General features: G+C 69.4%; 14 protein-coding genes. 11 read left to right on the top strand and 3 right to left on the bottom strand.

What is annotated here, in order from left to right; genetic code table 11:
* Positions 1–5 precede the first annotated feature (5 nt).
* The 10 genes from ACX114_RS23275 to uraH all read left to right on the top strand — a co-directional run bounded on the left by ACX114_RS23275 (position 6) and on the right by uraH (position 9,766).
* Positions 6–509: a hypothetical protein gene (locus ACX114_RS23275; protein WP_459287914.1), complete on the top strand. Its 504-nt coding sequence runs from the start codon at positions 6–8 to the stop codon at positions 507–509.
* A gap of 192 nt (positions 510–701) precedes the next feature.
* Positions 702–1,955, top strand: coding sequence for a glycosyltransferase family 2 protein (locus tag ACX114_RS23280; protein ID WP_459287916.1), 1,254 nt, complete (start codon positions 702–704; stop codon positions 1,953–1,955).
* On the top strand, positions 1,952–3,052 hold the full coding sequence (locus tag ACX114_RS23285) for a hypothetical protein (protein WP_459287918.1): 1,101 nt from the start codon (positions 1,952–1,954) through the stop codon (positions 3,050–3,052). The genes ACX114_RS23280 and ACX114_RS23285 overlap by 4 nt, the downstream gene beginning before the upstream one ends.
* Before the next feature lie 32 nt (positions 3,053–3,084).
* On the top strand, positions 3,085–4,215 hold the full coding sequence (locus tag ACX114_RS23290) for a hypothetical protein (protein WP_459287920.1): 1,131 nt from the start codon (positions 3,085–3,087) through the stop codon (positions 4,213–4,215).
* A complete protein-coding gene (locus ACX114_RS23295; RefSeq protein WP_459287922.1) occupies positions 4,212–4,988 on the top strand; it encodes a hypothetical protein in 777 nt (258 codons plus the stop codon). Before ACX114_RS23290 ends, ACX114_RS23295 begins: the two co-directional genes overlap by 4 nt.
* 88 nt (positions 4,989–5,076) lie before the next feature.
* Complete coding sequence (locus ACX114_RS23300) at positions 5,077–6,519, top strand: FAD/NAD(P)-binding protein (RefSeq protein WP_459287923.1); 1,443 nt, start codon at positions 5,077–5,079, stop codon at positions 6,517–6,519.
* Positions 6,516–7,865 carry an allantoinase AllB gene (gene allB, locus ACX114_RS23305; protein ID WP_459287925.1) on the top strand — a complete coding sequence of 450 codons (1,350 nt, stop codon included), beginning with the start codon at positions 6,516–6,518 and terminating at the stop codon, positions 7,863–7,865. Before ACX114_RS23300 ends, allB begins: the two co-directional genes overlap by 4 nt.
* A 28-nt stretch (positions 7,866–7,893) precedes the next feature.
* Positions 7,894–8,916, top strand: coding sequence for an allantoicase (gene alc, locus ACX114_RS23310; RefSeq protein ID WP_459287927.1), 1,023 nt, complete (start codon positions 7,894–7,896; stop codon positions 8,914–8,916).
* Positions 8,913–9,425 (top strand): 2-oxo-4-hydroxy-4-carboxy-5-ureidoimidazoline decarboxylase, encoded by a 513-nt coding sequence (gene uraD, locus ACX114_RS23315; protein ID WP_459287929.1) that lies wholly within the window; start codon positions 8,913–8,915, stop codon positions 9,423–9,425. The genes alc and uraD overlap by 4 nt, the downstream gene beginning before the upstream one ends.
* A complete protein-coding gene (gene uraH, locus ACX114_RS23320; protein ID WP_206793569.1) occupies positions 9,422–9,766 on the top strand; it encodes a hydroxyisourate hydrolase in 345 nt (114 codons plus the stop codon). Before uraD ends, uraH begins: the two co-directional genes overlap by 4 nt.
* Before the next feature lie 7 nt (positions 9,767–9,773).
* Here uraH and ACX114_RS23325 read toward each other — a convergent pair whose 3' ends face one another.
* From ACX114_RS23325 to ACX114_RS23335, 3 genes are all read right to left on the bottom strand, one after another.
* On the bottom strand, positions 9,774–11,420 hold the full coding sequence (locus ACX114_RS23325; protein WP_459287931.1) for a Rieske 2Fe-2S domain-containing protein: 1,647 nt from the start codon (positions 11,418–11,420) through the stop codon (positions 9,774–9,776).
* Between the two features lie 239 nt (positions 11,421–11,659).
* On the bottom strand, positions 11,660–13,168 hold the full coding sequence (locus ACX114_RS23330; protein ID WP_459287933.1) for an OTU domain-containing protein: 1,509 nt from the start codon (positions 13,166–13,168) through the stop codon (positions 11,660–11,662).
* Between the two features lie 69 nt (positions 13,169–13,237).
* Positions 13,238–14,290, bottom strand: a complete 1,053-nt coding sequence (locus ACX114_RS23335; protein ID WP_459287935.1) for a carbohydrate-binding protein — start codon at positions 14,288–14,290, stop codon at positions 13,238–13,240.
* 389 nt (positions 14,291–14,679) lie between these two features.
* On the opposite strand from ACX114_RS23335, the gene ACX114_RS23340 reads away from it, so the two are divergent.
* Positions 14,680–15,639: a TerC family protein gene (locus tag ACX114_RS23340; RefSeq protein WP_459300252.1), complete on the top strand. Its 960-nt coding sequence runs from the start codon at positions 14,680–14,682 to the stop codon at positions 15,637–15,639.
* Positions 15,640–15,669: the final 30 nt, after the last annotated feature.

Below are 15,669 nucleotides of genomic sequence, written 5' to 3' on the forward strand. Positions count from 1 at the left end.
CACCCATGCGCCGCCTCCTCGCCCTGACGTCCGCCTCCCTATCCCTCGTCTGCGCCGCGTGCGCCGGAGCGGAGGACGAAGCGCCCCCCGAGCCACTCCAGGACACGCGCGCCAGCGTGACGGGAACCCACCCCGTCGTGATGACGGCGCACAGCGCCCGGGTGCTCGAGCCGCTGCTCCCCGCACGGCCTTCGCTCGAGCTGACCTCGGAGGCGGGCTCGCGGGACGGACTGCGCGTCTCCCTTGCTCCCTTCGACTGCGACCTGACCGCGACGATGACGGGCACGTCCACCTTCGCCCTGAACGCGGGCTCCTGTTCGCTGCTCATTCCCCCTCGGGAGGGGCGGTTCGCCTGCGCCATCCGGATCCACATCGCGGAGGGCACCGGCGGGCGCGAGACCGCGGAGGTCCCGGTCGGTGTGTCTTTTGACGGCGACTACGTCCAAGAGTGCGCGGGCGAGGACGGGCCGATCACCACACGCGTGTTCGTCACGCTGGAAGGCACGTAGGCGGTCCGCTCCGCGCGGATGCGCGCTCCCTGACACCGGGCGGCCCACCGGTCCCGGACAGTTGGCGGACCGTACGAGGCACCCCAACCTTCCGTGCGCTTCACAGGGGTGGAGCGGCCGTCTGGGGACGGAAGGAAGGGCTCCGGGAGGTACCCGGGGCCCTTCCGGGGCGTGAGGGGGCGCGCGGGACCGATGGAACTGTTTCCCATCCATTTGCTGTTCATCGTCGTCTTGATGAACCGCTACATCCTTGGCCCCTTCCTGCGGCGGCTGAAGGGGCGGCGGTTCGAACGGGTGGATGACACCTACCGCCCCCGGGTCGCCATCGTCATTCCGCTGTTCAACGAAGGCCAGGGCATCTACCACACGGTCAAGGCGCTGCTGGATCAGGACTATCCCAGCGAGCTGCTGGAGATCATCGTCGTCGATGACTGCTCGCGCGACGACAGCTTCGCGTGGGCCACCAAGGCCGCGGAAGGCCACCCCAACGTCCGGGTGATGCGCAACCCGGAGAACATGGGCAAGCGCAAGGGCATCAACCGGGGCGTCCGCGCCGCGGAGGACGCGGAGATCATCGTCTCCGTGGACTCGGACGTGGTGGTGGAGAAGAGCGCCGTGCGCCAGCTCATCCGCCGCTTCGTGCACCCCAACGTCGCCGCGGTGGGCGGGCGCACCTTCGTCAGCAACCGTCACCAGAACTGGCTGACGCGGATGATCGAGATCAAGTTCCACTTCGCCCAGAAGTGGCTGAAGGACCTGGAGCGCTCGTTCCGCCAGGTGATGTGCCTGTCCGGTTGCCTGACGGCGTATCGCCGCTCCGTGCTGCTGGAGCTGGAGCCCATCCTGGAGTCGCGCGCCATCGCGGGCATCCCCATCAAGTACGGCGAGGACCGCTTCCTCACGCGGCAGATCGTCAAGCACGACTACGAGACGGTCTACACGCTGGACGCGTTCTGCTTCACCGCCGCGCCCGCCACGCTCGCGGGCTACTTCAGCCAGCAACTGCGCTGGCGGCGCTCGAACCTGGTGGACCTCATCTGCGGCCTGTCGCACGCGTGGCGCCTGCACCCGGTCATCACCGTGCACTACGTGTCGCAACTGGCGCTGCTGCTCTCGTACCCGGTGGTCATCGTCCACAACATGCTCAACGGCGAGTTCTGGGACATCCTCGCGTTCCACTTCCTGGTGATTGGCCTCCTGGGCTTCATCTACCGGCTGGAGACGCGCTACCTGCCAGAGGACCGGCGCGTGCATCCGGTGAGCTTCCTGCCCATGGCGCTGCTCATGCCGGTGACGTACGCGCTCTTCACGCCGCTGGCGCTGCTGACGCTCGACTCCGGGAGCTGGGAGACGCGCGGCAGCCCCACGACGGCGCCAGCGCCCTCCCCCGTTCCCGCCCCCGCGAAGCTCACCTCCAACTCCGCAGGCGAAGGAACCCCGTCATGAATCAGCAGGTCGCCAACCGGCTCAACTCCATCGCGGTGTCCGCCTACAAGTTCATGGGCTCGGTGCTGCTGGCGCTGATCCTCCTGGGCCTGATGTCATTCCTCGCGGTGCAGGGCTTCTTCCTGGCGAGCAATAGCTGGGCGGCGCCCACCATCCTGTCGCCCACCGACCCCAACGTGCTGGCGCTCAACGCGCAGGCGGCGCAGCAGGAGTCGGAGCGGGACGGGCTGATGGCCCGGCGGCGCGAGGCGGCGGACCGGCTCCTGGAGGCCGAGCGGACCGTGGCCGCGGAGCGGTCCTTCCAGCAGCGCTTCGTCGTCGCGCTCCAGGGTGAGAAGAAGGCCCGCGACCGGCTGGCGAAGCGGCTGTCCGCGCTGCGCCAGGAGTACCTGCGCACGGGCGAGGAGATCGCCGAGTCCAACCGCGCGTACAGCGGCCTGGCCCGCACGCGGACGAACGCGCTCTATGGCGCGAAGCTGATGGAGCGCGAGGCCGTGCTCACCACCAACCACCACCTGGCGCAGATGGCGCAGAGCAACCTGTCCCTGGCGCAGGAGACGGTGGACCTGGACATGCGCCTGGACACGCTCCGGCGCGAGAGTGAAGGCCTCACCGCCGCGGAGAACGGCCTGGGCCGCGACGCCGCCGCGGAAGGGCTGACGACGGACACGCTGCTGCTGGAGCGCGAGTACACGCAGTCGGTGCTGGCGCTGGCCCGCGCGGACGCGCAGCGCAAGAGCCTGGAGGCGGACGTGCGCGCCCTGGACGACCGCATCCGCCGCTTCGACCACCTGCTCCAGGTGGTGCACAGCTCGCCGTACCTGAAGGCGCTGGAGCAGAACCTCACCGTGGCCTTCGTGCCCTACGAGAACCTGCCCAACGCCCGGGCAGGCACCCCGCTCTACACCTGCGCGTTCAAGATCTTCTGGTGCCGCGAGGTGGGCGTGGTGGGGCCCGTGCTGGAGGGCGAGGTCTCCCAGCAGCACCCCATCCGCCAGTACCACTTGCGAGGCGTGATGGTGGAACTCCAGCTTCGGGATGCGCCGAGCGCGCGCGAGCCGCTGCTTCACCTGGGCCATCCCCCGTTGATGCTGTGAGCCCCGTCGTGGAATCGGAAAGGAAGCGGAGGATGCGGACGAGGCTGGCGAGGGGAGCCCTGCTGGGGCTCGGGTTGTGGGCGGGCGTGGCGCCGGCGGAGGAAGCAGCAGGGACGGTGCGGGCCCAGGCAGACCTCGCGAAGGGCTACTGCGAACGCGTGCGCGGCACCGCGAAGGCGGAGGCCGTGCTGGAGCTGGCGCCGGAGGTGTTCGGCAGCGTGGGCGCGGTGAACGCGGGCGACGCGACGGGAGGCTCGGACGAGACGCCCCTGGGCTCTCCCAAGCTGCGCGTCACCGCCGGGCTGGGCTACGACTTCGTGGGCCTCTACCGGGGCCACACGCTGCGCTCGCGCGCGGAGGCCGAGTGCCGCCGCTACCAGGCGCTCGCCGCGCTCCAGAGCGCCGTGGAGCAGGGCTCGCGGCTGGGAGAGGCGGCGGCGCTGGACGCACGCGCCCGGGCGCTGGCCACCTCCCTGCCCCGCGCGGAGGAGCTGGTGGCCCAACTGCGCGACGACATGCGCGACGGCGGCGCGACGCTGGAGGAGCTCAACGCGGTGCAGGTGCGGTTGGATCACCTGCGCTCGCTCGCGCGCGACACGGCCCAGGCCCGCGAGCGGCTGGCGCTGGAACCCGCGCTCCCGGAAGGGCAGACCTTGGACACGCTGCTCAGCGCCTTCGAGGCCGCGGATGATCAGGTCGAGGTCCTGTCCGGAGGCCTGCGCACGGCGGGCGCCTGGCGCCTGAGCGTGCGCGGCGGCTACGACGAGGTCTTCGACGTGGACCAGTCCACGCCCCTCTTCGGCCAGCTCACGCTGGGCTACAACCTGGGCCAGCTGTGGCAGGGCCGGGCCAACGCCCAGGCCCGCGAAGGCCGCCGCCTGGAGTCGCGCGACGCGGTGGACGGAGCGCCCCGGCGGGTGCGCCAGCTCCTGGGCGAGCTGCGCATCACCGAGAAGAGCGAACAGCAGCGGCTGGGCGAGGTGTCCGCGCTGGTGTCGGACCTGCAAGGCCAGCTGCGCGAGGTGGAGCAGTTGCAGACGCGGCAGGTGCGCCGCTTCCGGGACTACCTGTTGCTGGAGCTGGCGCGGCTCCAGGCGGAGCAGGCGTACCTGGGCGCGCACCTGGAGACCCTCCGCACGCTCCTGGGGGGAACAGGCCCATGAGCGACGCGCGACAACGGCGGTGGGTGGCGCTCGGGACGTCGGGCGTCTTGACGCTCTGGGCGGGCGGCCTGCTCCTGAGCCACGGCGCCTGCAACAGCGCGAGGAAGCCCATGGAATCCCCCGTGTCCTCCAACACGCGCGCGTCGCGCACGGATCCGCCGGCGACGAAGAACGGCATGGCCCCCGTCACGCGGCGGCAACTGCACGTCACCGAAGGCCAGGTCGAAAGCCTCCAGGAGGAGGACGGAACACAGTTCGCCATCGAGGGGCCACGCCAGCGCGCCGTCGTTCCGGAGACGACGGGGGACGAGGCGGAGCTTCGCTTCACCTGGCTGGGCGCCACCCGCGAGGTGATTCCACTCGCATCCGGCCAGCATCGAGAACAGGTGGGCCTCAAGCTGCGCGCCCGCGACGGCTGCAACCTCCTCTACGCCATGTGGCGCATCGCGCCCTCTGCGGGCATCGTGGTCCAGTTCAAGTCCAACCCGGACGACCACGAGAGCGGCGAGTGCGGCAACGCGGGCTACACCACGGTGCGACCGCGCTTCATGGAGCCGTTGGACAGGCTGTCCCCCGGTGAGTCCCACGTGCTGCGCGCCCGCATCGACGCGAACGTGCTGACCGTCTACGCGGACGGCGTGCGCGTCTGGGAGGGATTGCTGCCCGCGGACGCGCTCCGGCTGGAAGGCCCCGCCGGGATGCGCACGGACAACGCACGCGTGCGCTTCGAGCTGCTCGTGCCCCAGGCGGCCGGTCCCACCTCGCACCTCTGAGGCGCCCGTCCGGAACCGGCACGTCGGAGTGAATGCCTGGGGGGCCCCCCTTGCATGGAAGATCCGGGCGTGGGTTGCTTGAGGCACGATGCCCGACCGCGACCCGCTGGCTTCGACGTATCGTCCACCGCAGGGCCTGGAGGCGTTGGAAGACGCCCTCCGCCGCGACCTGGACATCCTGTCGTACCCCGCCCGCGGCTGGGTGCCGCCGCGTTCCACGCCTGACGGACGTCCCATCCTGGACGTGCTCATCATCGGCGGAGGCCAGAGCGGGCTGGGCGCCGCGTTCGGGCTGATGCGCGAGCGCGTGACGAACGTGATGGTCCTGGACGACGGGAAGGACGGCTTCCACGGGCCCTGGAAGACGTTCGCGCGGATGATCACCCTGCGTACGCCCAAGTACCTCACGGGTCCGGACTACAACATCCCCAACCTCTCCTTCCGCGCCTGGTACGAGGCGCAGCACGGCGCGGAGGGCTTCCAGCAGGTGGCCCTCATCCCGAAGGAGCTGTGGGCGGACTACCTCCTCTGGTACCGGCGCGTGCTGGGCATCCCGGTGAGGTGCGGCACCAAGGCGGGCGCGCTGCACTGGCGCAAGGACCTGGACTGCTTCGAGGTCCCCGCCGCGCACAACGGAGAGACGGAGTTCCTCCTCGCGCGCAAGGTGGTGCTGGCCACCGGCATCGACGGCTCCGGCCGCTGGGATGCGCCGCCGGAGGTGCAGCCGCTGCCGCGCGCGCTGTGGGCGCACACCCATGATCCCATCGACTTCGCCGCGCTGAAGGGCAAGCGCATTGGTGTGCTGGGCGCGGGCGCCTCCGCGTTCGACAACGCCTCCGTGGCGCTGGAGACGGGCGCGGGCCAGGTGGACCTGTTCTACCGCCGCAAGAAGCTGCCCAACGTGAACCCCTACCGCTGGGCGGAGTTCGCGGGCTTCCTGCGCCACCACGGCGACCTGCCGGACGCGCAGCGCTGGCGCTTCATCCGGCAGATCATCGACATGGGCCAACTGCCCCCGCGCGACACCTTCGAGCGTGCCCGCCGCCACCCGCACTTCCACCTGCACGCGGAGAGCCCCTGGGTGGAGGTGAAGGCGCAGGACGGCATGGCCGTGGTGCGCACGCCGCACGCGACGCATGCGTTCGACTTCCTCATCATCGCGTCCGGCTTCACCACGGACCTGTCGCTGCGGCCGGAGCTGGCGGAGCTGCACCCGCACATCGCGCTGTGGAAGGACCGCTTCACGCCGCCGGAGAACGAACGGCACGCGGACCTGCTGCGCCACCCGTACCTGGGCCCCTCCTTCGAGTTCCAGGAGAAGCAGCCCGGCACCGCGCCGTGGCTGGGCGGCGTGTTCAACTACACCTTCGGGTGCCTGCTCTCCCTGGGCTTCGGCGGCGCCAGCATCTCCGGCATGAAGTACAGCCTGCCCCGGCTGGTGGGCGGCATCACCAAACAGCTCTACCTGGATGACAGCGAGCGCCACTTCCGCGCGCTCGCGGATTACGCGACGACGGAGTTCGAGACGTGAGTGCTTCTGGCGTGACGGTGTTTCGCAGCGAGCGCGTGGTGACCCCCGAAGGCACGCGCGCGGCGGCGGTGGTGGTGCGCGACGGGCGCATCGAGGGCATCCACGCGAACGTGGACGTGCCGAAGGACGCGCAGGTGGTGGACCTGGGCCGGGACGCGCTGTTGCCCGGCATCGTGGACAGCCACGCGCACATCAACGAGCCCGGCCGCACGGACTGGGAGGGCTTCGCCACGGCGACGGCGGCTGCTGCCGCGGGCGGCATCACCACCGTGGTGGACATGCCGCTCAACTCCATCCCCGCCACCACGTCCCTGGCCGCGCTGCGCACCAAGGCGGAGGCCGCCTCCGGCCAGTGCGCCATCGACTACGGCCTGTGGGGTGGCGTCATCCCCGGCAACGCGAACGAGCTCCAGTCGATGGTCGACGCGGGCGCGCCGGGCTTCAAGTGCTTCCTCGTGCACTCGGGCGTGGATGAGTTCCCCGCCGCCACACGCGAGGTGCTGGACGCGGCAATGCCCATCCTCGCGAAGGCCGGCGTGCCGCTGCTGGTCCACGCGGAGCTGACGGACCACGAGCCGCCCTTCGCGGGCGACGTGCGCGCGTACGCCAGCTACCTCGCGTCCCGCCCGGCAGCGTGGGAGGTGGACGCCATCCGGATGATGATCGACCTGTGCCGCAAGCACCGGGACCCCGTGCACATCGTCCACCTGTCCGCGGCGGACGCGCTGGACGACATCGCGAAGGCCAAGGCGGAGGGGCTGCCCTTCACGGTGGAGACGTGCCCGCACTACCTCACCTTCACCGCGGAGGAGATTGAGGCCGGTGCCACCCACTTCAAGTGCGCCCCGCCCATCCGCGAGGCGGCCAACCGCGAGCGGCTGTGGGACGCGGTGAAGAGCGGCCTCATCGACCTGGTGGTGTCGGACCACTCGCCCTGCACGCCCGCGCTCAAGAAGCTGGAGGCCGGTGACTTCTCCGGCGCGTGGGGCGGCATCGCCGGGTTGCAGCTCAGCGTGTCCGCGGTGTGGACGGGCATGCGCGCCCACGGCATGAGTCTGGACGCGCTGGTGGACCGCATGGCGCACCGCACCGCGAAGCTGGCCGGCTTGTCGGGACGCAAAGGAGCCATCCGGCCGGGGCTGGACGCGGACTTCGTCGTCTTCGCCCCGGAGGCGCGCTTCAAGGTGGCGCCCGAGGACATCCGCCACCGGCACCGGCTGACGCCCTACGCGGGTCGCGAGCTGGAAGGCCGGGTGATGAGGACATACCTGCGCGGTCAGCGTATCTTCGACGCCACCGAGGGACTGACGGGCCCGCGCATCGGCCAGTGGCTGCCGCGCGGATGAGCCCCGGCGGTCCGGGAGAGGAATACCGATGCAAGCCGAAGCACCCGGGGCGATGCACGTCGCCTTCGCTGACCTGATTGATCTCGCCGCACGCAAGGTGGGCGGCAAGGCCCTGCTGGCCAACGACGAGTTCTTCGCGCCCAAGGAAGCGATGCTGGAGCCCGGGCGCGGCGTCTTCATCGCGGACAAGTACACGGAGCGCGGCAAGTGGATGGACGGCTGGGAGACGCGCCGCAAGCGCGTGCCCGGCTACGACTGGTGCATCGTGAAGCTGGGCCTGCCCGGCGCCATCCACGGCATCGACGTGGACACCAACCACTTCCTCGGCAACTTCCCCGAGTACGCCTCCCTGGACGCGTGCGAGGTGGACGGAGACCCGTCGCCGGAGTCGCTGGCGGAGGACGTGTCGCGCTGGACGGAGCTGGTCCCCAAGCAGCGCCTGCGCGGCGGTTCGCGCAACCTCTTCGCCGTGGCGAACGAGCGGCGCTTCACGCACGTGCGCCTCAACATCTACCCGGACGGCGGCGTCGCGCGCCTGCGCGTGCACGGGCAGGTGCTGCCGGACTGGCACGCGCTCAAGAAGGCCGGGCTGGTGGACCTGGCGGCGGCGGCCAACGGCGGCTCCGTCGTCACGTGCAACGATCAGTTCTTCGGCACGAAGGACAACCTCATCTTCCCGGGCCGCGCGGCGAACATGGGCGAGGGCTGGGAGACGCGCCGCAAGCGCGTGCCGGGCTTCGACTGGATCGTCGTGAAGCTGGCCACGGCGGGCACGCTGCGCCGCGCGGAGGTGGACACCCACTTCTTCAAGGGCAACTTCCCGGACCGCTGCTCGCTGGAGGGCATCCACCTGGAGGAGCCGCTGCTGGACTTCGCCAACGCGACGCACCTCCAGTGGAAGGAGCTGCTGCCCCAGTCGAAGCTCCAGGCGGACCACTGCCACGTCTTCGAGAAGGAGTTGAAGGACGTGGGCCCCATCACCCACGTGCGCCTCAACATCTACCCGGACGGCGGCGTCAGCCGGCTGCGCCTCTTCGGAGAGCCGGCGTGACGACGCCGCTGGAGCGCCTGAACACCGCCACGACGGAGGAGGCCACCGAGGCCTTCACCCGTTGCTGCGGCAGCACCAAGTGGGTCCAGCGGATGCTGGCGGTCCGCCCGTTCCGCGACGCGGAGCACCTGTACGCGGAGGCCGTGGACGCCTGGGCGCGCACGGGGCCGGAGGACTGGAAGGAGGCCTTCACGCACCACCCGCGCATCGGCGACGTGTCGAAGCTGCGGGAGAAGTTCGCCTCCACCGCCCAGTGGTCCTCGCAGGAGCAGAAGGGCGTGGCCGGCGCTGACGAAGGCGTGTTGCAGGCGCTGGCCCAGGGCAACCGCGACTACGAGTCCCGCTACGGCTTCATCTTCCTGGTCTGCGCCACGGGCAAGAGCGCGGCGCAGATGCTGGAGCTGCTCCAGGACCGCATGCACCACACCCCGGAAGAAGAGCTGCGAATCGCGGCCGGGGAGCAGGCGAAGATCACCCGCATCCGACTGGAGAAGCTCCTCGCGTCATGAGCACCCTCAGCACGCATGTCCTGGACACGAGCACGGGCCGTCCCGCGGAGGGGCTCTCCCTCACGCTGGAGGCCCGGACGACGGGCGACCTCTTCCTGGAGATCGCCCGGGGCGTCACCAATGTGGATGGACGGGTGAAGGACCTGTCGGGCGGGAACACGAAGCTCGAGCCCGGCGTGTACCGCCTCACCTTCGACACCGGGGCCTGGTTCCAGGCCCGGGGGCAGCGGGGCTTCTACCCGTACGTGCAGGTCGTGTTCGAAGTCACCGCGACCGACGAGCACTACCACGTCCCGCTGCTCCTGAGCCCCTTCGGCTTCTCCACCTACCGGGGCAGCTGAAGACGCCTCAGACGCGCGGCGGTTCGACGGGCGCCTTGTCCACGGCGGGGACCTTCTCCGCCGGGGCCTTGTCGCCGACGCGCTCCACCCGCTCCGGCTTGTCCGCGACAGGCTCCGCGCAGAGGGTGGAGTTGTTCGTCTTGCACGCGCCGCCGTTCTGCAGGTCGAACTGCCAGCGGTGGCGCGGGCAGACCACGTAGCGGCCCTCCTCCACCCACCCTTCCGCCAGGTCCGCGCCCTGATGCGGGCAGAAGCGCTGGATGGTGAAGCGCTTGCCGCCGGCCTCCACCACGGTGCGCTCCTTCTGCGCCTCCGTGGCGCGGATGCCGTCGCAGAACTCGCGGATGTCCTCCACCTCCACGCCCAGGAAGCCGTGCAGCACGGGCTCGTAGACGTCCGGGTTGCGGGACAGGCGCAGGCGGAAGGACAGCAGGAAGTCCTCCCAGTTCAGCTTCCGGTCCAGCACGCGCACGATGTCGCTCGCGCTCACCTTCATCGCGTAGCGGCTCTTGTCGCGCATCTCCGTCACTTCATCCACGCGGCGGGCCTTGAAGTCCACGCGCAGCAGCCGCGTGGGGGCCTCCGTCAGCTCCACGTAGAACGGCATGCCCACGCGGTCGTGCAGATCCAACAGGTCCAGCTTGCGCTGAAGCTCCGTGCGCAGGCGGCCGTGGATCTCATCCACCTCCTCGCGCATCAGGTTGCGGCGGCGCTCGCGGAAGACGTAGGCCATGTCCTTCGCGTACGTGTGGAGGTACTCCTTGAAGTTCTCCGTCGTCACGCGCTCCGGCACCTGGGACACGAACTCCAGCGAGCCCGCGTCCAGCACGTCCCCGGGCATGGGCTCCAGGTAGCGCGTGGGCAGCGTGGGCATGCGCTTCTCCAGGTAGGAGAAGAGCACCGGCGCGCGCGGGAAGATGTTCACGTCCTGGAAGTTCAGGTGGAAGAGCTCCGGATCCAGGAAGGCCGCCGGGCCCGCCGCCGCGATGTACGCGCGGGGCTGCACCACTTCCAACGCGCGCGCCACCGCCTCGAACTTGCTGTCGCGCTTCTTCAGGCTGATGGCCGAGTACTGCGCCTCCGGGTACTCGTAGCAGGTGGGGTGCCAGATGGCGCCGGAGAACTGGGCGGAGAAGACGTCGATGGGCCCCTCCTCCGCGATGACGCGCACCAGGCGGTCGTGCATCTTGCAGTCGTTGATGTTGAGGAAGCACTGCCCGTCACCGCGCACCATCACGCTGGAGTCGCGGTTGGTGCCCTGCTCGGACACGAAGAGCTTGATGTAGCCGCCCTTGATGGGGATCTCGCGCGAGTCCTCGCACGCGATGACGCGCTTGCAGCCGTACTTCTCGAAGATGTCCCGCAGCTCCGAGCGGCGGAACTTGGGCACCAGCACCGTGAAGTCCCGCTTCGCGATGGTGGCCAGGAACTCCGGGTCGAAGTGATCTTTGTGCTCGTGGCTGATGTAGAGGAAGCGCTCCTTGCCCGGCGTCTCCAGCAGCTCCTTCACGCGCGGCGCCAGCTGGTGGTTGCGCGGCAACTGCATCCACGCGGAGTCGAAGGCTCCCTGGGGCGTCAGCCACGGATCCATGACGACGAGCGCTCCGGCGGTCTCCACCGCGAAGCCCGCATGACCCAGGAAGGTGATCCGCATGAACGTCGTCCCTCGTGTGGAGGGCCCGGCCGGGACGACCGCGCCCTCAAGTGGATGTGCGCGGGCGGCCCATGGCCCCGGCGTCGACTAGGCTGCGAAGCTAGGGCGTCTCTTTCCAGCGGCACCCCGGCGCGCCCCTCCTGTCGGAAAGCCCACGGACGCCGCGTCAGGCCGCGAACACAAAAAAGGAGGGAGGCCCTTCAAGGCCCCCCTCCCCTGTCTGCTTCAAATCGAAAGGCTCAGCTCAGCAGCTTGGCGGCCTTCGCGGCGACCTTGGTGAACTTCGCGTCGGTCTCGCTGTTCACCTTCACGCCCTGGCTGGACCAGTAGGCGGTGAAGCGCTGGAGCACCGTCTGGCACGCGTCGCACATGATCTTCTCCAGGAACCAGACGATCTCGATCCCCGCGGGTTCGATCTTGTTCGTCTCGATCCAGTCGAAGAGCTGCACCAGGCAGAAGCGCTCCGTGTGCATGTCGTCGCCCTTGCCGTTCTCCGGCTTGCCGGCGATGTTGCCGGTGTAGATCCAGGGGTTCTCCGCCGCCACGCGCGACTCGTGGTAGTTGGACGCGGCGCAGATGAACACGGACACCTTCTTCGACTTGTCCGTGACGCTCGCCACCATGACGCCCGTGTGCATCAAGGCGGTGTGCACCGGGAACGGGGGCCTGCGGGCGTTGTAGTCCGTGAGCCCGCGGGTCCTCATGGCATCCCAGGTGGTGATGGCCTGGCGTGAGACGCCATCCACGGCGGTCAGCCAGTTGGCCGCGGAGCTGATGTTCGCCACGCAGCTGCGCTTCCCCGCGGAGCCCGTGGAGAGCAGCGCCTCCGCCAGGGTGAAGCGCTTCTTGAAGTCCTTGAGGTACGCGGCCCAGGTGAGCCCGCCCACCGGCTTCTCCTCGCCGCCGAGGGAGACGACCGAGAGCTCCTCCGCCTCGGCGACGAGGGCGTCGTCCACCTCGGCGTTCGTCATCCGCCGCGCCAGCACCTGACGCAGGTAGGAGATGGCCAGGTAGTAGTCCTGGTTGCCGGAGGGCAGGACCTGGCCCGGAGGGGTCTGCTTGGCGACCCGCCTGAAGTGGTCCATCGCGAACCTGGCTTCGATGTCGATCCCGTCGAAGTGGCGCTTGCCGACGTGGGTCGTGCGGTAGAGCAGCAGGAGGAAGGACTCGAGGCCGCAGTCTCCCAACGGATTGGTCTGGAGGACGTTGGAGACGGTGAAGGTCCCGTCCCCCGCCGAGGTGAGCGTGCCGACCTCGTAGTGGTTCCCGGACCAGATCAACGCGGGGGTCGGGATGAAGCCGGGCTCGCCCGCGCCGACCTCGTAGCGGCGGGAGTTCCCGCCCCGGACGGGGATCGCGATGTAGAAGCGCACGTGGAACAGGGCCGCGAGCGCCTCGAACTCGGTGATGCCCACCCACGTGCCCATCCGCCGCAGACGCTCGCGGTAGCCGTCGCGATGGACGGGCTGGATGGCCCGCGGATCCACCTGGGCGCCGAAGCGGAGGCCCAGCTCGAACAACTGGACGTTGAGGCTCGCGATGAGGGACCGGCAGTAGTCCTCGTCCGCCGAGTCGAGCTCCAGGTCGCTCTTGTAGCGGGTCACCAGGGCGTTGACCTTCTTGTCGAGCCCCTTGGGCATCGACGCCTTGCCCTTGCCACCGGAGTCCCCCAGGTCCAAAGCCAGCAGGTCCGCGGCGAAGCAGGAGACACAGCTCTTGGTGGTCGCTTCGTGGTCGGCGCACGGCATGGGCATGGCCTCCGGGGCAGCGGAAAGGAGTCCTTCCGCTGCCCGCTCAACGGGCCATGCTACCGCGTGTCAGGGCTGGATTTCCCGGACGCTCAGCCACTTGAAGTCCACGTCCGTGGCGTTGTCCCAGCGGAACGTGGCGATGGGGCCGCCCCACGTAATGGGCATGGCGCCCACGGAGCCGCCGCAGTGCTGGGCATCCCCGCCCCAGCCGCCGTCGTCGGTCATGTCGTAGACCTTGGTCCAGGTGACCTTGTCGGCGTTGTCGTTGAGGTACAGCTCCAGCTTCACGGCCTCGCCGCCCTTCGCACCCGGCACGTTGTGCATGACGGCCTTGAAGCCCACCCAGCGGCCCTTCAGCGCGGAGGTGGCCGGCTTGTACGGCGCCTGGTCGTACGAGACGTGCCACGTCTCCTTCTCCCAGCGCACGCGGCCGTCGTAGTGCAGGCCGCCCTTGTAGCTGCTGCCCTCGCAGCCGGAGTTGTTGTCGTTGTGCTTCCCGCCGCGCGCGTACCAGGCGAAGTTGTCCTGGGTGTTGTTCACCGCGTTGACCTTCATGAAGCCGGTCATCTCGATGTTCTTCCAGTCGTTGGCCGCCTGCATGTAGCCGCGGCTCGCCAGCACGTCGCGGTCGTACGTGGGGATCTGCTTCGCGTCGTAGCCGGAGGACGGGAAGGCGCTCATGCGCACCTTCGTGCTCTTCATCTTCCAGGAGCCGTCCGCGTTGCGAGTGATGGTGCCCTGCGGATCGAAGCGCTTGTCCGCGGTGGCGTTCTCCGCGAGCGACCAGGACTCACCGCCCGGCAGCGAGGGGTACAGCATCGTCACGCCGAAGCCATCCACGCCCGAGGGCGCGGGGGCCGGCGTGTCCTCCGGCGGAGCGGTGGGCGCGGGCGCCGTGGGGTCCTGCGGGGCCTCCGTCTCCGAGGGGACGGGCTCGGGCGTGCCCTCCGGCTCGGGGGCCGGCGTGGGCGTGGCGGGGATGCCAGGAGCAGGGCTGGGCGCGGGGGTGCTCACCTCGCCGGTCGGGGTCGTCGTGTCGCCTTCGGGGCTCGCGCCACAGCCGAAGGCATGGAGTGCCACCAGCAGCGCGCTGGTCGTGAAGACAAATCGGTTCCGCATCGGGCAGGGGGTTTCCGTGCACGGGGCCTCGAGACGGGCAGCGGCCGCGACGCCTTCGCCGGCGGCCTCGTCACCCACGCACCGTGCCTCCGGGCTCACGTGCCACGGGAGGTTCGAGCGCTCGGCTGGTCTCAATGGCCCGGTGAAAGCGTTCTCCAGCCGGGGTCATTGAAAACCGTGGCACGGGTGAACACTTCCCCTGGCGACAAGGGCCTCAAGAGCCCCCGGCGGGATGCCTGCTCCGGAGATACTTCCGTTTTCCCGAAGTATCGCGCCTGGATTCTCTATTTGCCGAAGATACGCGGCGCTCCTATTTGAGAGGGGTTGGCTCCCCGTGCCTCCCCCAGGTGATCGCCTTGGAATCATTCCAAACCATCGGCAGCCCCGTCATGTGGGGCGGCTTCATCGCATTTGTCATCGCGATGCTCGCGCTGGACCTGGGTGTGTTCCACCGCAAGGCGCACACCGTCAGCTTCAAGGAGGCCGGTGCCTGGAGCGCGGTGTGGGTGAGCCTGTCGCTGGCCTTCAACGCCTTCCTGTGGTGGCGCTACGGCGCCGGGCCGGGCATGGAGTTCCTCACCGGCTACCTCATCGAGAAGTCGCTCTCCGTCGACAACATCTTCGTCTTCGTCGTCATCTTCTCCACGATGAAGGTCCCGGCCCTCTACCAGCACCGGGTCCTCTTCTGGGGCATCCTGAGCGCGCTGGTGCTGCGCGCGGCGATGATCTTCGCGGGCGTGGCGATGCTGGAGCGCTTCCACTGGCTCATCTACGTCTTCGGCGCGTTCCTGATCATCACGGGCGTGAAGCTCTTCATCCAGCGCAACCATGAAGAGCACCCGGAGGACGGCTGGCTGATGCGCACCGCCCGCCGTGTGATTCCCTCCACGCCGCACTTCGACGGGCAGCACTTCCTCACGGTGGAGAACGGCCGCAAGCTGGCGACGCCGCTGCTCATGGCGCTGATGCTGGTGGAGGCGTCCGACGTGCTCTTCGCGCTGGACTCCATCCCCGCCATCTTCGCGGTGACGCGCGACCCGTTCATCGTCTTCACGTCGAACATCTTCGCCATCCTGGGCCTGCGCTCGCTGTTCTTCCTGATGGCCGGCGCGATGGAGAAGTTCACCTACCTGAAGGTCGGCCTGTCCGGCGTGCTCGTCTTCGTGGGCGCGAAGATGGCGCTGGTGGACGTGGTGCACCTGTCCCCGGCCGTCTCCCTGAGCGTCATCGCGCTGGTGCTGGGCGCCAGCATCGTGGCCTCGCTGGTGAAGGCGAAGAACACGCCGCCGCACACACCTGACGCGTCACCCCGCGCGACGAACGACTCGCCGGCGCCAGCGAAGAGCTGACGCCGTCCATCCAGACTTTCCGGCTGTGGG

The organism is Corallococcus sp. M7, from assembly GCF_054512695.1.